Here is an 18797-nt window from a genome sequence, read left to right as displayed (position 1 = left end):
TGGTTGGTAGTCCAGACGTAGGCAAGCCTATCAGTAACCTTCCTCCTTGGTTGTCCATTCTTAGGGATAGATTTAAGGAGGTGCTGTCGTGGAAACAATTTCAATTGGATTAACAGTTTATTTTGAAGATGGATTTTGGCATGGATTGTTTGAACAAGTGTATCAGGAAACTTATCAAGTTTGTCGTGTGACATTTGGTCAGGAACCGAAAGATGATGAAATTCTTGAGATTTTACAAACTCAGTTTGCTCGCTTATCTTTTAGTTCAGAGTCAACAGTCAAACAGTATGTGAAGATTAAGAATCCGAAACGTCTACAACGTGTTGTAAAGAAGCAGGTAAAGCAGAAAGTTTCTTCTAAGTCGAAAGAACTATTGCAGTTGCAGTATGAGGAAAGGAAAAAGATCTCAAAACATCAATCTAGTGTCCAAAAGCAATTGCTCAAACAAGAGAAATTTGAACGCAAACAGCAAAAACGTAGAGAGAAGCACAAAGGTCACTAGTGACTTTCTCTTTCATAAAATAGAACAGCTCTTTTCGTATAAAAAGAGCTGTTTTTACTTGTACGCCGAATAGGCATGACTAAACCCCCAGTTAAACTGGGGGTCAGTAAAAATTCTTAGTGAAAAGGAAAGAACCTCCTAGTGCTAGAATGGAGTTGGTCTGGCAACCACAACATTTTAACATAGGAGGTTCACTGTCAATGAATGACGTAAAAAGCTTATCACATAGTAAATGGAGATGTAAATATCATATTGTTTTTGCTCCAAAATATAGAAGATAAATAATTTATGGTCGGATAAAAGCTGATGTAGGTAAAATTCTAAGAGATTTATGTAAGAGAAAAAATGTAGAAATTATCGAGGCAGAATGCTGTCCAGATCATATCCATATGCTAGTAACGATTCCACCACATTTAAGCATATCGAGTTTTATGGGATATTTAAAAAGCAAAAGTAGCCTCATGATATTCGATAAACACGCAAATTTAAAATATAAGTATGGAAATAGACATTTTTGGTGTAGAGGATATTATGTGGATACGGTGGGACGATATGGAGGAGCGATAAAAGAGTATATTCGCAATCAACTACAAGAAGATATAGCATAAGATAGATTAAACTTTAAAGAATACACCGACCCGTTTACGGGTGAGCCGGTAAAATAGGCAAAATAAAAGCCCCCGAGTAGGGGGCAGCCAGTGGTAATAGAGTGGTTGTCAGATCATTCAATGCCCTCTTTAGAGGGCTACCACTAGAGAAAGACCCTTATAGGGTCAGAGCAAACCACCCGTTTTACGGGTGGTTATGATTGTGTTGTAAATTCCTTTTGTATATGATGAATTGCAATAAGTAATGCGACAAAATTAAATCAATTTTTTAATCTCATGTTTAAACATGTCAAATGGTGTTTTTAACCCAAGGTATTTTCTAGGTCGATTATTAATCAGCACTAGTGCTTCTGTTAGTTTATCTAGTGTTACTTTAGCTAAATCGGTTTTCTTAGGAAAAAACTCTCGAAGTAAACCATTACTATTTTCATTAGAGCCACGTTGCCATGCTGCATAGGCATCAGCAAAATACATTGGTATCCCAAACTCGTTTTCAACCTGTTCAAAGCACGCAAATTCTTTACCACGGTCCACTGTAAAGGTTTTAAGTAATTTACTTGTTAATGTGTTGTATAGGGAACTAATAGCTAAAAACATAGAATCCTTAGTTCGGTCATCCATTTTTATTGCTACATAAAATCGAGTTTTACGTTCAACAAATGTAGCTAAACAACCTTTACTTTGACCTCTGGAAGACACCATTGTATCTAGTTCCCAATGACCAAAAGTCTTACGGTTTTCAACTTCTTGAGGTCGGTCCTTAATGGTCTTTTTCACATTGAACCGTCCACGCTTTTCTTGTGTACTAGGCTTTTTGCCTTTCCGGCGAAGTACTTTTTCTGTTACAGCAAGAAAACCACGATGGATCCAAGAATAAATTGTTTTAAAGCTTAGAACTCCAACTAATTCAGCATCAACTATTTCTTCTGGAGACCAAGTTTGTTGTAACCTGGATTCAATTAAAGCTGCTAATTGGGGTGTTAACTTTGTTGGTCTGCCTTTATTAGCAGACTTACTAATTGCTAATTGTTGTGCTTTAATCGCAGAATATTCACCTTCAACGCGATTTAATTCTCTTGCTACAGTAGAATGGTGAACCCCGATTAAGCTAGTAATCCTACGAATAGAGAATCCTTCTCTTCGTAAAACTTCTATTTGACTTCGTTTTTCTATGGTAAGATGTATATAGCTCATATTAGAGACCTCCGTGTCATGTATTTGTGGGTATTTACATTTTACACGAGATCTCCAATATGAGTCTTTTTATTTGTCGCAATATATTTTACAATTCATCAAATAAATAAAAATACACTATTTTAAGTATAGCATTGGAATATGTTTCTGAATATTATCATGTTATGAATGCTACTTATATTAATATGAATTTTACTAATGGGCATGGAGCGATATGTAGGTAGGTTAAAGAGTTTAATTCATCTTTTATTGATTATGTGTTTTTCTAATATATTTGAGGTGATTACTATGGCAGTGTCTAATATGAGAGCTACATTACTATATCCAATAGAAGTAGTGTGGGATACAGTGATGAATCTAAAGGATTTTTCCTGGAGAAGTGATTTAAAAGATGTAAGAATTATAGATGAGAATAACTTTATAGAGATTACCAAGAATGGAGTTGAAACTTATTTTAGAATTACAGAATGTATTAAATACCAGTCGTGGATATTTGAGATAGAAAATAAAAATATTAAGGGGGCTTGGGTCGGAAAGTTCTATGTGGAGGATGATAAAACGATTCTAGATTTTACAGAAACTGTTGTCTCTAAAAAACTAATATTTAAGCCATTTATAAGTTTGTATTTGAAACGACAACAAAAAATATATTTTAGAGATTTAAAAGCAAAACTGAATTGTGAAGAGTTTGAAGCTTTTAGATAAAATTTATAAGATTAGTTTTATTAAAATAGAAGGTGGTAAGTTTTGTGGTTGAGGTTAGATTTGAAAATCTTCGAAAGCTATTAAAGAGCATGATAGAAAAGTGATGAAGAGACTATCTGTCTATTTTCTAAGCGTCATGGTAAATAGAATATCTGTGGAATATAATTTTTTAATGTGCATGGATTAAAATTTATAAATGTTTTTGTTACTTCGTTAAGAAAAAGATAAATTGAGATTGTAGAATTGTATTTGGTATTATTGCAACCCTTTGCTTATGCGAAGGGCTTTTAACTATACACTTATATTTATAAATATAATATAATTAAAATAAATAGTTGCAATCTGATGTTATAGATAGTCAACATAATAATATAGTTAATGGGAGAGATATACATGATACAGTTAAACGATTTAGGTACTTTTGAATCTGTGCCTAAAATAGTGATGGATATTATTGAGGGTAATCTGCCTGCGCTTGAGTTGGCGTTAGCGGCTGGTTGGGATATTCATGAAGTCATAGAAATTGGTGAATATAGTGAGCATACACCCTTAGAATTAGCGCTGGTCATGTGTTGTTTGCCAAGTATTCATTGGTTAGTCGAGAATGGGGCTAATCTTAATGATGAAGAAAATCCAAGTTTCTTATTAGCGGTACGGTATGGTAATAAAGAGATTATAAACTATGTTGTGAATCATGGTGCTAATATTCATGCTTTGAACCGTGTGAAAGTAGATGCTTTTCAAGCTGCTTTATATGGAAAGAAATATGAGAACCTACAAATTATTCATGACTTAGGCCATACGGTACCGAAGTATGGCGGTAAAGCTTTCAGAAATATCATTACAGATAGAAATTATGAGGTTCTAGATTTCTTTATTCATAATGGTGTAGATATTAATTACAATAAGCCTGATTCTGTATATCCCTTTAAGCCAACTCCATTGTGTGTTGCGGCTCGGTATGTAGACTTACAGATGTGCAAATACTTGGTAGAACATAATGCTGACGTTACCATCACAGAAAAGGATGGTATGCGTCCCTATAGCATTGCCGTTGAAAAAGGCGATATGGAAATGGCAGAGTATTTTAAATACTTAGAACCTACTGAGTTCCATGATATACAGAATAAAATGGATCAGTTAAAGCCATTTAAATTACCAAAAGCATTAGTAAATTTTTTAGAAGGTGAACATCTTTACTTTGAATTACCAGACTCCGATTTTATATCTATAGAGTTCTTCCCACTTATTGATACGATTCCATTTAAATTAGGTCGCCGTAATCTATTGCGTTTATCTAAAGAACTAGGCGAGTATAATGACTGGCAAATTGTTTGGGACCCTAAAAGTAAAAAGATATCTTGTTATGATATAGAACATCAAGAATTACGAGAACTTTGTAAATTTGATGAATTTATGTCCGATATGGAAGGTCAATTAGAAACCTTATTTTAGTCTATATCGTAAAGGAGAGGCGATACATATGACAGATACATTTGAGAAAACATATAATGATTGGTCCATTGATGTAGGCACCTATAAATATGAAGGTATTACACTAAATGAAGTTGAGCAAAATCTATATGCTATTCAGGATCAAGAGCAAGATTTTGTGATTGTATCCCCATCAAATGCAATTTCAATAGATAAGAAACAGTATAACTTTGTACAAGTTTGTTGTGATGAAGATACCGATTTACTACATATAGAGCTTAGTGTAACTAATGATGGCGACCAGGGCGCTATCCTATATGGTAAGAATGAGCTGGGTCCTCAAGAGGTATTACAGATAATAGAAGATTTTATTGCATATCATAAGGTTCCACCATTAGATAGCTGGGAAATCGTGTTGGATTTAAGACCTAAGACGGAAAGCTATGTAAAGGATACTGAAAATGAATAATCCAAGATTTGTATTATTTTGTCATAGATGGCTGATATATTCTTAATGTTTTCTCAATTATGATGTATATGTGGAGCATATCATGTTATACAGACCGAATAACCTCTTATATAAGTATATTCGTTATCGATTTAGACGGATTCAGATTCAATACAATATGGTATATGATGTAACACCAGAGGAAGAAGATGCGATTTGTCGTGATCTTTTAAAAAAGAGAGCGAAGATATTGATTCCAGTTGGTATATTATATTGTCTGATCTTTGCTGTAAGTTTTGTTTGGCTATTAGGAACTAGTGAAGAATTAAACCCCTTAATGCAATGGGAAGTAAACGTAATAGATTATGTTAAACCAATTTTAAATACCATTGATATTGAGTGGTATGCATATTCCCTTGACCTATTGCGAGTAGCACTTATTTTAGCCCCTATAGCGATTATAAATGTATCTCCTTATATCATCTTTTCCTATATGGTTGATACCATTTTGATACGACGCAGGGTAAAAGCTTTAATTAAAGAATATTCCACTGATGAGAAACCATTTGGTTGAAATAATCTATTTAACTAGGAAAGAGTATTGTGAGTAATTTTGTATTCTATACATGCTGTGGTAGTTAATTAATAGAGACATAATAGATTAGCCCTTCGCTTATGCGAAGGGCTTTTACTATATACTTAGAAATTATATATTATTGTGCTTTGAGCTACGTTATTTTATATGAGCTTCGTGTAAAATATTGAGAAAGTATTTTAGTAATTTTGAAATCAAAGCATTGTAATGAGAGAGAGGATGCCTATGATAGAAAATGAACTCATATATGATGAGAAATATTGTGAATATAGACTTCTTTATGAAGGCTTAGAATTCTGTTGGGAGGAGAAGCCATCAGGCGATTATTTAGATACTGTAAAAGTTCTTGCCAAAAATTATCATAAAAATATTGATAAGATTGCAGCTTTCATGCTTGAAGACATTCGAGAAATGTATGATGAATCTATTACTATAGATGATGTGAAAGAACGTATAGGTGTTCCTGAAATTGAACCAGAGCAGGGTACTGTAACCTATTGTAATCAAATCTTTGATTATACTCATATATTTTGCTTTGAATTTTGGGACGATGAGTTTGAAGATTTAAATTACTTTGCTATTGATGGCTGATATATTGCCATAAAAATGGCAATAGAACTACTTTAGATAAATAGATTAGTTTAGTGTTGTGTTGTGAAGTAGTAGAGCATTTATTAATCTCTATTAGTTCAAAGGATTACAAGGAGGATTATCCTTTGATTTTTGATGCCATAAAAAAACTTTTTAACAAGGATGAGAATACTGAGCAGATTGAATATCTCGGTACTGATAAAGATGGTAATAAAATATATGAAGGTTACTATCATGAATTTAAGGGAATTCCTTGGGTTTTTAATAAAACTACCTATACTAGAGAAGAGTTTGATAAGGAGTTTTATAAATGCTTAGAAGAGCATAATGTTAATCCTGATAATTTACCGCCATTAGTAGAGCCTGAAATTCTTGTAAGCTATGAAGCTTGGATTGAAAGTAAAAGTCAGCTTCACCCTAATGAATACTTATACGAAGACGATGAATTAGAAGAATACGATAAAGAAGACGGTATGTGGCAAGTAGATATCTATGCTCGCTTCAAAGCAGATAATGGCCAATACTTTACTACTGAAGAGATTCTTTTCAAGATACATAACACAATGGCTAATAAAGAGCTCGGTGATCATGTATTCTTTGAAAATCTAGCCTATGATGATCATGAATTTGACGCTGACGATGCCGACGATGTTGCTAACGATGATGAAGGTACTCCTGTATTTGTCGTATGGCTTGGTAGCTAGTAAATAGCTGTTTTTGATATAAACTATTATTTTAAATTCTATTTGATGGAACCTATACAGTCTCAGAATAATATTGGTGTATAATTAATACATATATAGTTACTTTCACTATGATGTTTACTTTCACCAAATTATATTAGAGGTATTACATGTTAGATAAACAAGGCGTATATGATTGCCTACGTGACCATCATATCGATTTTGAAATTACGGATCACGCACCGCTATTTAGTATGGATGACAAGCCCAATGTAGAGTTGCCATATCCTGAGTGGGATGCGAAGAATTTATTCATTCGAGACCATAAACGTGAACATTATTATTTGATTACTGTTCGTGGCTCTAAACGTGTGGATCTTAAACAGTTCCGTAAGGATCATAAGCTTAAAAAGATTTCCTTTGGTTCCGAAGAGGAACTATGGGATATTTTGAAGATCAAACCAGGTCACGTATCTCCATTCTGTTTGCTTCACGATGAAGAGCGTAAGGTACATTATTATATTGATGCGGATTATAAAGATAATCTTATCGGTATACATCCAAATCAAAATGATGCTACCGTATGGCTACAAGGAAAAGACTTAGTTAACTTAATTGAAGAACATGGTACAATAGTAGAATATATTACATTGTAATTTAGTCGAATCGGAGCATATATGAATAGAACATTATTAAAACGTATTCTAGTAACCTCTGCGATTGCAGTATTAGGTGTGAGCACGTCTTTTGCAGCGCTCGTTATGGAACGTGATGAAGGTTTAGATACAGCACCAAGTGTAGGCATGTATCGCTATCAAGTGCCTACAGAGTTACAGGGCATATATAATAGTGCAAACGTTGCCAATCTAACAGCATCTATGGAGAAAGAGCCTAATACATTATCTATGAATGTAGCGCATGTAAAAGGTAATCCATCTGAGTCTTATGTAGTAGAGATTTATAAAGACTTAGCAGCCATTGAAACACATCGCAAATCTAATCATTATCAAGCCTTTGTTAATGAAGTAGGTTCTAAATTAATAAATCGCAAAATGTACGACGTACAGTCTGTACTTTTATTTGAAAAGAAAGATGCATTATCTATCGTAAATGATGGTAAGGCGGTAGTTACCTTAACTGAGTTTACTGTTGATAGCAATGAAATCGATACGGTACAACGACAATATCAACTCGATATGGAACGTGTCGTTCGTGATGATGTGGGTTATAAGGCTGGTTATGTGCTTCGTGAAAGAAACGCAAAAAATCGCTGGTACGTCATTCAGATCTATAGCGATCAGGAAGCCCTTACTAAACACTTGAATAGTCCAGGCTATCGCTTTATGATGAGCCAAATCCAAGGTAGTCTACAAGGGGTTACTACTAAAGTATTAGATGGGGATATCCTCGTAAACCATGGTGGTCAAGCTTTTGTTAGACCTTAGTCTTTGATATGATACTAATCAGTAAAGTTACTGCTAGCATATACATATGTGCTAGCAGTTTTTTACTATATAATAGGTTTATAATCTAGTAATTCTATTTAGGAGTTATATATGACACAGCAAGAACGATTACGCTATCTTTTAGAGGGATTAGTAGTAGAATATAAAGAGAAACATAACGAATATATAGATATTCCTGTAAGTGAAGAAGAACAGTTTACTCTATTTAGAGCACTATGTAATATTCGTCCTGCAGGAGCCATGCCCACTGAATGGATGAAGATAGAGGATGAATATTTAAATACATTAGCCCATGAAAAGGGCATTGTCACAATTAATGATATGGAAGAACAAGAGCCTCAGATTTATTTGTGGCAAGGAGATATCACTCGATTATCTGTGGATGCTATTGTAAATGCAGCCAATAATCAATTACTTGGATGTTTTGCTCCAAATCATAAGTGTATCGATAATGAAATCCATACCTTTGCTGGTATAGAGCTTCGTATGGAATGTGCTAGAATGACTGAGTATATGGAAATGCCTGAAAAGGCGGGTGTAGCTCGTATGACCTATGGTTTTAATTTACCTGCCAGTCATGTTATCCATACGGTAGGGCCTATTGTTTATGATACTGTTACAGACTTAGAAAAAGAACAACTGTCATCGTGTTATAGATCTTGCTTGGAGCTAGCTAATGCTTATAGTTTGAAGTCCATTGCATTTTGCTGCATTTCTACAGGTGAGTTTAGATTTCCTAATGAATTGGCGGCCCGAATTGCTATTTATACGGTGCGTACTTATTTAAAAGAAACTAATAGCAAAATACAAGTGGTATTTAATGTATATAAGGATATAGATTATGACATCTACAACAAACTATTGGGATAACTAACATACTCCTTTTGAAATTCATAAAAATGCTGTATCATTTAATAATGACATACAAAAGGTATTGAATGATTTGTTATCTTAAGAAGGAGTTAATGTACTATGAATTATAAATACACCTATGAAAGCCCATTAGGAACTATGGTTATGCTTGGTACATTATCATACTTAACAGATTTATTTTTTATTGATGAAGCTCATGCACCTAGTTATGATGATGCGGAGTATATAGAGCAACTAACAGGTCCATTTGAAGTAACAATTATGTGGCTAAATCAATACTTTAATGGTAAAAATCCCTTTATTACACCTCCTATCCAGTTAGAAGGTACTGAGTTCCGTAAATCCGTATGGTCTATATTACAAACAATTCCTTATGGTGAAACTACAACATATGGAGATATTGGTAAACAAATTGCACAGCAACAAGGTAAAGAGAAATTTTCTGCTCAAGCCGTAGGAGGGGCTGTAGGGCATAATCCAATTTCTATCATCGTTCCTTGTCACCGTGTTATTGGTAGTAATGGCCAGTTAACAGGATATGCAGGGGGCATTGAACGCAAGAAATATATGCTAGACCTAGAGTCGGAGCATAAATAAAGTAATAGTAAATATAAAACATAGATAATAATAAAAGAGATTACTTCTATGTATAGTTAGACATATATAGAAGTAATCTTTTTTTGTGTTTAGATATATTTAGTTGTAATGTAAATAGATATCGTAATAATTAGAATATGAGCAAATACAATACTTTAACAATGTACTTATTTTAAATAAATTTGTTTTCTAAGGTACCAATACCGCTTATGGAAACTGTAACAATATCTCCTGGTTTTAACCAAGAATACTTACTTTCATTTTTACCTAATACTACACCACTAGGCGTACCTGTAAAGATAATGTCACCTTCTTGGAGTGTCATATATGTTGATAAGAAGGCAATAATGTTATAAGGCTTAAAAATCATTTGTTCTAGCTTTGCTTGTTGACGTATTTCACCATTTACTGTTGTCGTAATAGTAGCACTTTCAAAGTCAAAATCATCAGGAGATATAATATTAGGGCCAATAGGAGCGAAGTGATCAAGCGATTTGCCAAGAATCCATTGAGAACCTCTAAACTGTAATGTACGGGCAGATACGTCGTTACCAATGGTATAGCCTAAGATATGTTCCATTGCCTTTTCAGGAGATATGTTTTTACCAGATTTACCGATAATGATAACGAGCTCACCTTCATAGTCATAATGTAATGATTCGTCTTCAATTTTAATTGCATCGTGATTGCCCGCTAGAGCATTAAAGGTTTTCATAAAAATTTCTGGAAACTCGTGGGTAGCTAGACTAGTTTCAGCAATATGATCAGCGTAGTTAAGGCCAATACAAATAATACTTTTAGGATTAGGAATTAAAAAATGTTTATTTTCGTTCATAATAGGGCCCTCCTAGTAAAATAGGATAATGTGTATCTGAAATTATTATAATATAAATAGGGCGGTAGCTATACTGTAAAGAAACAATTTTTATATTCAACGATAGTATAGCTGGTGGCCTATTTGATAATATACATATCTATTAATATGTTACCTATGTATAGATGATATATCTTAATAGATACTATATCTGTATATATAATTTATCATCTCTATAGAATCTATTGAAAATACAAGATGATAGTGATAAGATTAAGAGTATATCAATATAAATGGAGGTTATTGTTATGAGCAAGAATATCGATTGGGATAATCTCGGTTTTGGTTATGTAGAAACCGACTACCGTTATTTGACTACATATAAAGATGGTAAATGGGACGAAGGTGGTTTAATTACTGATGCTAACGTTGTCCTTAATGAATGTGCTGGAGTATTCCAATACGCTCAAACTGTCTTTGAAGGGTTGAAAGCATACTACACAAAAGATGGTCATATCGTATGCTTCCGTCCAGATTTGAATGCAGAACGTTTGAATCAATCCTGTGAACGCCTTGTAATGCCTACATTACCTGAAGGTCGTTTCCTCGAAGCTGTAAAAGAAGTTGTAAAAGCAAATAAAGACTTTGTTCCTCCATATGGTCATGGTGCAAGCCTTTATATTCGCCCTTACATGATGGGTACAAACTCCGTTATCGGTGTAAAACCTGCTGATGAATATCAATTCCGTGTGTTTACAACACCAGTAGGCCCTTACTTCAAAGGTGGTGCTAAACCAATCAAAATTCGTATCACTGATTTTGATCGTGCAGCTCCTCATGGTACTGGGCATATTAAAGCTGGCTTGAACTATGCTATGAGTTTGTATGCTATCACTGATGCTCATAACAAAGGCTATGCAGAAAATATGTATCTTGATGCGGCTACTCGTACACATGTAGAAGAAACTGGTGGTGCTAACTTCATCTTCATTACTAAAGATGGTAAATTAGTTACACCTAAATCTGATAGTATCTTGCCATCCATTACACGTCGTTCTTTGATGTATGTAGCAGAACACTACCTTGGTATGACTGTAGAACATCGTCCTGTTCATAAAGATGAATTAAAAGACTTTGCTGAAATTGGTCTTTGTGGTACAGCGGCTGTTATTTCTCCAGTAGGTCAAATCGATACTCCAGAAGGCACTATTAATGTTCCTGCTGGCATGGATGATATGGGTCCTATCACTAAAAAATTATATGACACATTACTTGGCATTCAACATGGTGAAATCGAAGCTCCTGAAGGCTGGGTAGTTAAAATTTGCTAATTATTTAACTATGCAAATATGATTTAATTATGCAAACATGAAAGTATATAAAAATGGCATCTACCGTATGATAGATGCCGTTTTTTATTCTGCTAAAGATATTAGTAAACTAATGATTTTGATTGATAAATATTCTAGCTATATTTAGTTAGCGTTTGCTCTACTATGCACTTTAGCCATAAATTTTTCGTTGTTAATGACAAAGCGTTCATGTGTACCACGACCGATAATACCAATGCCATCAGAAGCTTCGATATCGAATGTGATTTTGCGACCTTCTACGGCGCTTACAATAGCTTTTGCTGTTACTGTTGCACCAAGTGGAGTAGGGGCTTCATGGGTGATGGATAAAGCAATACCTACAGTGCCTTCACCTTCTTCTAAGTATGGTTGTACTGCTGCTTGAGCCGCTTCTTCCATTAAAGCGCACATGGCTGGTGTGGCAAAGACATCTAAAGAACCAGATTTCATTGTTTTAGCAATATTAGATTCTGTAACTGTTACAGTAGCCGTAGCTGTTTGACCTGCTGATACCATATTATACCTTCTTTCATTAAGAAAATTCTCGTTATAATAGTATTATACATCTTTCGATAATTTTTATGCTAATGTAATGATACATATTTTATAGATATATGTATACACCTCTAATGCTATATCGGTTATCAATTTTAAATATATTAAAAAAGCTATTCAGATTAAAATTAAAGAAATGTAACTAGTTATAACTGTTCTATAGAATACGTGATATAATGAAGCTAGTCTTTTTTATACGAGGTATATATGAGTAAAAGAAATTTAAAACCTTCTGGTGAAGGTTGGGTACAGTTAATAGCAGGCATAGGTTTTATTGTTTTATTAATTGTCATAAATATAGTAGATCCTACGTTTTATCCGACTATGTGGCACTTGGCAACGAGTGGCTCTATGGAGGAGGTAGCGGAGTATATTCAAAGCTTTGGTCCTATGGCCATGGTGGTGAGTATGGTCCTCGATATTTTTGTTAATGCCGTAGGCTTTTTACCGTCAATTTTTATATCTACAGCTAATGGTCTAGTATTTGGTATGTGGCCTGGGATTATTATCTCTTGGCTTGCTGAGACGATTGGCGTAGTCATTAGCTTTTATATTATGCGTTACTTCTTACGTGATACAGCGGACAAGTTGATTGCTAAGAGTACAGTATTGATGAAAGTAGATGATTTTTCTGGTAAAAATGGTTTTGTGGTCATGTTATTTGCCAGATCTTTACCATATTTTCCATCTGGTGTTATCACAGCATTGGGTGCCATTAGTAAAATCAAACCGAGAGATTATATCTTAGCGAATTTAATCGGTAAATTCCCATCTACAGCTCTTGAAGTAGCTATCGGTACAGATATTGTAAACTTCCAAGAGAATATGGGGCGCTTAGGAATCATCGTAGTTGTTGCAGGGGTTGTATACTTTATTCTTTGGAAAGTATATAAGAACTACATCAATAAGAAAAATGCTGAACAAGAGCATGATCCTAATGCTTAACAATTTCTAATTAATTAAATGTTATTCAATTTAGTATATATGAAAGAGGCGATAGTATGAGCTTTTCTCTTCCTGAACGTGTAACTTTAAAAGGTCCTAATTTTATTCGTGAAGTATTTGAACGTGGTGTAGGCGTGGAAGGATTTATTAGTTTTGGTATTGGTAATCCTGCGCCTGAAGCGATTCCTGTAGAGATTATCGAAAAGGCTTTTGATGAAGCGGTTCATTCCAATCCTATGAGCCTTTTACAATATGGTCCAATGCAAGGTGATGCACATTTAGCAGAACTTACGTTAGAACGTTTAGTACAAACTCATAAGATGAATCCAGAAGGACAAGGTCTCATTATTTCCAATGGTGCAGGTCAATTATTAGGTCTTGTACCGATTACTGTATTAGAACCTGGCGATGAAGTATACATGGATGAATTCACTTTCACTAGTGCAATCAATTCTGTACGTAACATGGGTGGTAAAGCATTAGGTATTAAAACTGACGAGCACGGTATGATTCCAAGCGAATTAGAAAAAGCGGTCCAATCTGGTAAAGGTAAATATATTTATCTAATTCCTAACTTCCAGAATCCAACAGGCATTACTATGCCTTTAGAACGACGTAAGGAGATTTATGCTATTGCATCTAAATATGATTTATTTATCTATGAAGATGATCCATATGGTGAAATTCGTTTTGCTGGCGAATATATCCCAACATTTAAATCCTTTGATACAGAAGACCGCGTTCTATATGCAGGTTCTTATTCTAAAACATTATCTGCAGGCTTGCGTGTAGGCTTTTTATTTGGTCCGGCCAAGGTAATTGAGGCTATTCAAGCATTAAAGAATAATACGGCAGGACAAATGCCATTAGTCACTCAAAAGGTGGTAGCGAAGGTTCTTGATACCATTGATTACGATGCTCATTTAGATAATGTACGAAAAGTATATAAAATGAAATGTGAGGCTTTACTTAACGCTTTTGAAAAGTATGCGAGTTCTAAAGTTCATTTGACACAACCTACAGGTGGTATGTTTGCATGGATGACGATGCCTGAGGATGTAGATTGTGATGTATTCTTTGAAACTTGTATGGATCGCAATGTAGGGATTATTAAATGTGGTGCCTTTGCAGCAGATGGGGCAGGAGAAGGCCATGCATTTCGTTTGAGTTATACGGTGCCAACAGTAGAGGAAATTACAAAGGGGATGGAAATTCTCGGCGGGTTAACTAAAGAATTTTGTGGTGAGTAATATATTGATAATTTTTGATATAACGTGATACAATGTAAGCGTAGATACATTGTGTTTACCATATAAAAAAGTTTTTAATATAGATGTGAGGTATAGCCTCAAAGAAAGTAGGTGTTTACTATGGGTTGCGGTAGCAGCAGTGATTGTGGCGGATGCCCATCTCAATCTTCTGGGTGCGGTGGTGGCGCGCCTCAACAACCTCAAGATCTTACAGCTCAATTGCACGAGCTTAGTTCTGTTAAACATGTAATTGGCGTAGTATCCGGCAAAGGCGGCGTAGGTAAATCTTCCGTTACCAGCTTGATGGCCATTACAATGGCGCGTAAAGGCTACAAAGTAGGTATCCTCGATGCGGATATTACAGGTCCTTCTATTCCTAAGATGTTTGGCATTAAGGAAAAGGCATATGCTGACGAAATCGGTATGTATCCTGTAAAATCCAAAGGCGGTATCGACGTTATGTCTGTTAACCTTCTTTTGGAAAACGATACAGATCCTGTTTTATGGCGTGGTCCTATTTTAGGCAATGTTGTAAAACAATTTTATACAGATGTTATTTGGAAAGATATCGATTATTTATTTGTTGATATGCCACCAGGAACAGGTGACGTTGCTATTACTGTATATCAATCCTTGAAATTGGACGGTATTATTATCGTTACATCTCCTCAAGACTTGGTATCCATGATTGTTGAAAAAGCAGTTAAAATGGCTGATTTAATGCAAGTACCTATTATTGGTGTGGTGGAAAACTACTCTTACTTCCATTGCCCAGATAACGGTAAGGATTATCAAATTTTCGGTGAAAGCCACATCGAAGAAATCCTTCAAAAATATGGTCTATTATTGTTGAACCGTTTACCAATTGATCCGACTATTGCAGACCTTTGTGATAAAGGTGATATTGAGTCTATCGAAAAAACAAATTTAGAGGACGTATCTCTACCTGAATAGGATTCATATGATGAAAGCTGTGCATACTTAGTAATGCACAGCTTTTTATCAAATCTTTTTATCGTGAAGTATATTATATTTATGGTAAGAAGCTAGAATTATATCTTTAATTCTCATACTACAGAAATACTGAACATAGTTAGTATAGATTTTTATTTTTCTTAAAATGATACCATAGGGGGTACTGGCATTTTATTGGATGAATGTTAATGTTTTTCTAAGTAGGAGGTATGTGTATGAAAAAACTATTGAACTGGATCATTCCGGCAGCCGTTGGTTTAGGTCTGTGGTTTGTTCCAACTCCAGAGGGATTAACTCCTCAGTCATGGCATTTATTTGCAATCTTTGTAGCTACTATCGTAGGCTTCATTACTCAGCCCTTACCGATTGGTGGTGTATCTATCGTTGTTATTACTGTTGCTGCATTGACAGGTACATTAAAGATTAGTGAAGGTATTTCAGGTTTTGCTAACTCTGCGATCTGGCTAATTGTAGGTGCTTTTTTATTCTCTCGTGGCTTTATTAAAACTGGTTTGGGTAAACGTATCGCTTATAATTTGATTTCTGCTTTTGGTAGTAGTTCCTTGCGTTTGGCCTATGCATTGGCTTTGTCTGATTTGATTTTAGCTCCCGCAACACCATCTAACACAGCTCGTGTAGGCGGTGTAATCATGCCAATTACAACTAGTTTAGCAAAAGCTTTTGGTTCTGAACCACAAGATGGACCTCGTAAAATCGGTTCTTTCTTGATGCAATCTATTTATCAAGTAAATACGATTACATCTGCTATGTTCCAAACATCCATGGCTGGTAATACATTGGTTGCTGCATTGGCACTTCAATCCTTTGGTATTGGTATTACTTGGGGTGACTGGGCTATGGCAGCTATCGTTCCTGGTATCATTGCATTGATTATTATGCCGTACTTTATTTACAAAGTGTATCCACCGGAAATTAAAGATGCTCGTGAAGCTCAACAAATGGTTCGCGAAGAGTTAAAAGGTCTTGGAAAGATGTCTTTCCAAGAATGGATAATGCTTGGCGTATTTATTTTAGCATTAGTTTTATGGGCTACGTCTCAATTCACAAAACTCGATGCTACAACTGTTGCATTTTTAGGTATTTCTATTTTACTTGCTACAGGCGTTCTAATTTGGGACGATGTTAAGAGTGAAAAGGGCGCTTGGGATACCTTAGTTTGGATGGGGACATTGATGGGCTTTGCAGGGTTCCTTTCCAAATTGGGCTTTATTAAATGGGCTACACTTCAAGTTGGTGGTTATATTCCAGAAGGATCTTGGGTAATTGCCTTTGTTGTAGCTGTTCTTGTTAATACATATGCTCACTATGTATTTGCATCTTTGACAGCACATATTTCTGCAATGTTCGTAGCGTTCTCTGCTATAGCTATCTCTGCAGGTGCACCACCAATGTTGACATTATTGATGATTGCATTCACTTCTAACTTGTGTATGTCCTTGACTCACTATGCAGCAGGTCCATCTCCAGTAATCTTCAATACTGGTTATGTTCCTCAAAACACATGGTGGAAACTCGGTTTCTTTACATCTGTAATCAACTTAATCATCTTTATGGGTCTTGGTTCTGTATGGATGAAGTTGATTGGTATGTGGTAAGACTAGGTACTATAAATTTTATATGTGTAATGTATTTAACTTTAGGATTTCTTAGATAAAAGTTAAATGTAAATTACAATGTATGGTGAAAGCCGTCCCGTTAGGGGCGGCTTTTTATGATAAAATATGAGTAGTTAATAGATAATTAATGTAAATATTGTAGAATAATATACGTAATAAACTATTCAAGCTAATTGTACAAATTTATGTAATTTGTGCATAGGAGGGATCTATGAAGTTTGATAATGAACAATTATTAAAGTATATTGGCGCTTGTACATCTCCGTATCACACAGTAGATACAAGCTTACAAATGTTATTGGACTCGGGTTTTACAGAGCTCAGTTTAGAAGATGAGTGGCAGTTAGATTCTGGGTCTTATGTAGTTAATGTGTTTGGCACCACCTTATTTGCCTTTCATATAGGTAAGAAACCAGAGCACACATTACGTATTGCGTCGGCTCATACAGATTTTCCTGCTATTCGTGTTAAACCAAACCCTATAACCTCTGTCAAAGGATATACAAAATTAAATGTTGAAATGTATGGTGGTCTTATCGAAAATACATGGCTTGACCGTCCATTAGGTGCAGCAGGTACGGTTGTGTTAAAAGGGAAAAATGCCTTTGACGTAGATTCTGTTCTAGTCGATACAAAACGGCCTATCGCTATTGTTCCAAATTTAGCAATTCATATGAATCGCTCTGTTAATGATGGGATTAAACTAAATCGTCAAAAAGAAATGCTTCCTATATTGATGATGGAACGAAGTAATGAAGATAATCCTACAAAGCCTTTAAATAATAGAAATAATCCTAGTTTATTTCCAGAATCAGACACTCAATACGATGAGTGGACGAAGTTTTTAGCTGATGAAGTAGATTGTGATCCTTCTGAAATATTATCTTACGAAATGACTTTATATCCTACGGAACTAGGTTGTGTGCTCGGTACGGAAAGTGATTTTATTAGCTCACCTCGTTTAGATAATTTAACATCTTGCTTTGGTGTACTATCTGGTATTATTCAGGCACGTAAAATGAATGCCAATGGTGTTCGCTGTGCTATTTTCTTTGATAATGAAGAGGTGGGCAGTCGTACAAAACAAGGTGGGGCGGGTATGATATTACCAAATCTCATTAAACGCGTCTATGACGCATTAGGATATTCTAATCAAGAGATGGACAGTTTTATTTCTAAAGGTTTTATGATTTCCTCCGATGTGGCTCACGGATTACATCCAAACTATCCAGAGAAAAATGATATTACGAATATTCCTGTACTTAATAAAGGGTTATCCCTCAAGATTGCATGTAGCCAATCTTACGCCGGAGATGCTAAGGCCATTGCTATCGTTAAAGGTCTTTGTGAAGAAGCGGATGCACAGTATCAGATTTATGTAAATCGTTCAGATACTCCAGGTGGATCTACTGTAGGTTCGATTTCATCAGCTATGTTACCGATGCGTACTGTTGATGTAGGCTTGCCACTTTTAGCCATGCATTCTGCAAGAGAATTGATGGGGGCAGCTGATCAAGAGCAATTAAATCGATTAATGAATCACTTTTTAGGTGATAAATGATATAAAAAAGAA

The 18797-nt window shown here is 35.0% G+C and carries 20 protein-coding genes and 1 pseudogene; 18 read left to right on the top strand and 3 right to left on the bottom strand.

Features of this window, described 5'->3' with window-relative positions:
• Positions 1 to 88 precede the first annotated feature (88 nt).
• Together ACLRYO_RS03310 and tnpA are read left to right on the top strand one after the other, a co-directional pair.
• Entirely contained in the window at positions 89 to 502 is a 414-nt protein-coding gene (locus ACLRYO_RS03310) for a YjdF family protein (RefSeq protein WP_278457447.1), read from the top strand.
• Positions 503 to 702: 200 nt separating this feature from the next.
• Positions 703 to 1110: pseudogene (gene tnpA, locus ACLRYO_RS03305) on the top strand (IS200/IS605 family transposase).
• A 255-nt stretch (positions 1111 to 1365) separates the two neighbouring features.
• Here tnpA and ACLRYO_RS03300 read toward each other — a convergent pair.
• Positions 1366 to 2304 carry an IS30 family transposase gene (locus ACLRYO_RS03300; RefSeq protein WP_413084671.1) on the bottom strand — a complete coding sequence of 313 codons (939 nt, stop codon included), beginning with the start codon at positions 2302 to 2304 and terminating at the stop codon, positions 1366 to 1368.
• 288 nt (positions 2305 to 2592) lie between these two features.
• Here ACLRYO_RS03300 and ACLRYO_RS03295 point away from each other — a divergent pair, with 288 nt between their 5' ends.
• The 10 genes from ACLRYO_RS03295 to ACLRYO_RS03250 all read left to right on the top strand — a co-directional run bounded on the left by ACLRYO_RS03295 (position 2593) and on the right by ACLRYO_RS03250 (position 9696).
• Positions 2593 to 3009: a polyketide cyclase gene (locus tag ACLRYO_RS03295; protein ID WP_413084670.1), complete on the top strand. Its 417-nt coding sequence runs from the start codon at positions 2593 to 2595 to the stop codon at positions 3007 to 3009.
• Between the two features lie 393 nt (positions 3010 to 3402).
• A complete protein-coding gene (locus ACLRYO_RS03290; RefSeq protein WP_413084669.1) occupies positions 3403 to 4464 on the top strand; it encodes an ankyrin repeat domain-containing protein in 1062 nt (353 codons plus the stop codon).
• A gap of 28 nt (positions 4465 to 4492) precedes the next feature.
• The gene (locus tag ACLRYO_RS03285) at positions 4493 to 4912 is read left to right on the top strand and encodes a bacteriocin (RefSeq protein ID WP_278457451.1); all 420 of its coding nucleotides are present in this window, start codon (positions 4493 to 4495) and stop codon (positions 4910 to 4912) included.
• Between the two features lie 82 nt (positions 4913 to 4994).
• Positions 4995 to 5465, top strand: a complete 471-nt coding sequence (locus ACLRYO_RS03280; protein ID WP_278457453.1) for a glycosyl transferase family 4 — start codon at positions 4995 to 4997, stop codon at positions 5463 to 5465.
• A gap of 246 nt (positions 5466 to 5711) precedes the next feature.
• Positions 5712 to 6077, top strand: a complete 366-nt coding sequence (locus ACLRYO_RS03275; RefSeq protein ID WP_278457454.1) for a hypothetical protein — start codon at positions 5712 to 5714, stop codon at positions 6075 to 6077.
• A gap of 125 nt (positions 6078 to 6202) precedes the next feature.
• On the top strand, positions 6203 to 6781 hold the full coding sequence (locus ACLRYO_RS03270; protein WP_278457455.1) for a hypothetical protein: 579 nt from the start codon (positions 6203 to 6205) through the stop codon (positions 6779 to 6781).
• A gap of 149 nt (positions 6782 to 6930) precedes the next feature.
• Positions 6931 to 7416, top strand: a complete 486-nt coding sequence (locus tag ACLRYO_RS03265) for a prolyl-tRNA synthetase associated domain-containing protein (RefSeq protein ID WP_105085472.1) — start codon at positions 6931 to 6933, stop codon at positions 7414 to 7416.
• A 21-nt stretch (positions 7417 to 7437) separates the two neighbouring features.
• Positions 7438 to 8205 (top strand): putative quinol monooxygenase, encoded by a 768-nt coding sequence (locus ACLRYO_RS03260; RefSeq protein WP_413084668.1) that lies wholly within the window; start codon positions 7438 to 7440, stop codon positions 8203 to 8205.
• A gap of 111 nt (positions 8206 to 8316) precedes the next feature.
• The gene (locus ACLRYO_RS03255) at positions 8317 to 9096 is read left to right on the top strand and encodes a protein-ADP-ribose hydrolase (protein ID WP_413084667.1); all 780 of its coding nucleotides are present in this window, start codon (positions 8317 to 8319) and stop codon (positions 9094 to 9096) included.
• Between the two features lie 102 nt (positions 9097 to 9198).
• The gene (locus tag ACLRYO_RS03250; RefSeq protein WP_058948464.1) at positions 9199 to 9696 is read left to right on the top strand and encodes a methylated-DNA--[protein]-cysteine S-methyltransferase; all 498 of its coding nucleotides are present in this window, start codon (positions 9199 to 9201) and stop codon (positions 9694 to 9696) included.
• 172 nt (positions 9697 to 9868) lie between these two features.
• On the opposite strand, the gene ACLRYO_RS03245 is transcribed toward ACLRYO_RS03250, so the two are convergent.
• Entirely contained in the window at positions 9869 to 10531 is a 663-nt protein-coding gene (locus ACLRYO_RS03245; protein WP_278457460.1) for a fumarylacetoacetate hydrolase family protein, read from the bottom strand.
• 287 nt (positions 10532 to 10818) lie between these two features.
• On the opposite strand from ACLRYO_RS03245, the gene ACLRYO_RS03240 reads away from it, so the two are divergent.
• On the top strand, positions 10819 to 11841 hold the full coding sequence (locus ACLRYO_RS03240; RefSeq protein ID WP_119562877.1) for a branched-chain amino acid aminotransferase: 1023 nt from the start codon (positions 10819 to 10821) through the stop codon (positions 11839 to 11841).
• A gap of 144 nt (positions 11842 to 11985) precedes the next feature.
• Here ACLRYO_RS03240 and ACLRYO_RS03235 read toward each other — a convergent pair whose 3' ends face one another.
• Positions 11986 to 12378, bottom strand: a complete 393-nt coding sequence (locus ACLRYO_RS03235) for a thioesterase family protein (RefSeq protein WP_004692969.1) — start codon at positions 12376 to 12378, stop codon at positions 11986 to 11988.
• Positions 12379 to 12624: 246 nt separating this feature from the next.
• On the opposite strand from ACLRYO_RS03235, the gene ACLRYO_RS03230 reads away from it, so the two are divergent.
• The 5 genes from ACLRYO_RS03230 to ACLRYO_RS03210 all read left to right on the top strand — a co-directional run bounded on the left by ACLRYO_RS03230 (position 12625) and on the right by ACLRYO_RS03210 (position 18785).
• Positions 12625 to 13362 (top strand): TVP38/TMEM64 family protein, encoded by a 738-nt coding sequence (locus ACLRYO_RS03230; protein WP_060918806.1) that lies wholly within the window; start codon positions 12625 to 12627, stop codon positions 13360 to 13362.
• Positions 13363 to 13418: 56 nt separating this feature from the next.
• On the top strand, positions 13419 to 14612 hold the full coding sequence (locus ACLRYO_RS03225; protein WP_101928188.1) for a PLP-dependent aminotransferase family protein: 1194 nt from the start codon (positions 13419 to 13421) through the stop codon (positions 14610 to 14612).
• 120 nt (positions 14613 to 14732) lie between these two features.
• Positions 14733 to 15566 carry an Mrp/NBP35 family ATP-binding protein gene (locus ACLRYO_RS03220; protein ID WP_004692972.1) on the top strand — a complete coding sequence of 278 codons (834 nt, stop codon included), beginning with the start codon at positions 14733 to 14735 and terminating at the stop codon, positions 15564 to 15566.
• A gap of 236 nt (positions 15567 to 15802) precedes the next feature.
• Positions 15803 to 17203 (top strand): anion permease, encoded by a 1401-nt coding sequence (locus ACLRYO_RS03215; RefSeq protein WP_413084665.1) that lies wholly within the window; start codon positions 15803 to 15805, stop codon positions 17201 to 17203.
• 232 nt (positions 17204 to 17435) lie between these two features.
• On the top strand, positions 17436 to 18785 hold the full coding sequence (locus tag ACLRYO_RS03210; protein ID WP_174892324.1) for a M18 family aminopeptidase: 1350 nt from the start codon (positions 17436 to 17438) through the stop codon (positions 18783 to 18785).
• The last annotated feature ends 12 nt before the right edge of the window (positions 18786 to 18797 follow it).

It is taken from the genome of Veillonella parvula, from assembly GCF_047241225.1.
Lineage (GTDB): Bacteria > Bacillota > Negativicutes > Veillonellales > Veillonellaceae > Veillonella > Veillonella parvula_O.
The sequence above is the reverse complement of the archived record's forward strand: the minus strand, read 5'-3'. Positions and strand labels throughout refer to the sequence as shown.

Bases quoted from the DNA above. Each gene is read 5' to 3' on its own strand.
- ACLRYO_RS03235 (WP_004692969.1), bottom strand. From the start codon at position 12,378: ATGGTATCAGCAGGTCAAACAGCTACGGCTACTGTAACAGTTACAGAA.
- ACLRYO_RS03260 (WP_413084668.1), top strand. From the start codon at position 7,438: ATGAATAGAACATTATTAAAACGTATTCTAGTAACCTCTGCGATTGCA.
- ACLRYO_RS03220 (WP_004692972.1), top strand. From the start codon at position 14,733: ATGGGTTGCGGTAGCAGCAGTGATTGTGGCGGATGCCCATCTCAATCT.
- ACLRYO_RS03280 (WP_278457453.1), top strand. From the start codon at position 4,995: ATGTTATACAGACCGAATAACCTCTTATATAAGTATATTCGTTATCGA.
- ACLRYO_RS03255 (WP_413084667.1), top strand. From the start codon at position 8,317: ATGACACAGCAAGAACGATTACGCTATCTTTTAGAGGGATTAGTAGTA.
- ACLRYO_RS03285 (WP_278457451.1), top strand. From the start codon at position 4,493: ATGACAGATACATTTGAGAAAACATATAATGATTGGTCCATTGATGTA.
- ACLRYO_RS03215 (WP_413084665.1), top strand. From the start codon at position 15,803: ATGAAAAAACTATTGAACTGGATCATTCCGGCAGCCGTTGGTTTAGGT.
- ACLRYO_RS03265 (WP_105085472.1), top strand. From the start codon at position 6,931: ATGTTAGATAAACAAGGCGTATATGATTGCCTACGTGACCATCATATC.
- ACLRYO_RS03300 (WP_413084671.1), bottom strand. From the start codon at position 2,304: ATGAGCTATATACATCTTACCATAGAAAAACGAAGTCAAATAGAAGTT.
- ACLRYO_RS03250 (WP_058948464.1), top strand. From the start codon at position 9,199: ATGAATTATAAATACACCTATGAAAGCCCATTAGGAACTATGGTTATG.
- ACLRYO_RS03290 (WP_413084669.1), top strand. From the start codon at position 3,403: ATGATACAGTTAAACGATTTAGGTACTTTTGAATCTGTGCCTAAAATA.
- ACLRYO_RS03210 (WP_174892324.1), top strand. From the start codon at position 17,436: ATGAAGTTTGATAATGAACAATTATTAAAGTATATTGGCGCTTGTACA.
- ACLRYO_RS03240 (WP_119562877.1), top strand. From the start codon at position 10,819: ATGAGCAAGAATATCGATTGGGATAATCTCGGTTTTGGTTATGTAGAA.
- ACLRYO_RS03230 (WP_060918806.1), top strand. From the start codon at position 12,625: ATGAGTAAAAGAAATTTAAAACCTTCTGGTGAAGGTTGGGTACAGTTA.
- ACLRYO_RS03295 (WP_413084670.1), top strand. From the start codon at position 2,593: ATGGCAGTGTCTAATATGAGAGCTACATTACTATATCCAATAGAAGTA.
- ACLRYO_RS03225 (WP_101928188.1), top strand. From the start codon at position 13,419: ATGAGCTTTTCTCTTCCTGAACGTGTAACTTTAAAAGGTCCTAATTTT.
- ACLRYO_RS03275 (WP_278457454.1), top strand. From the start codon at position 5,712: ATGATAGAAAATGAACTCATATATGATGAGAAATATTGTGAATATAGA.
- ACLRYO_RS03245 (WP_278457460.1), bottom strand. From the start codon at position 10,531: ATGAACGAAAATAAACATTTTTTAATTCCTAATCCTAAAAGTATTATT.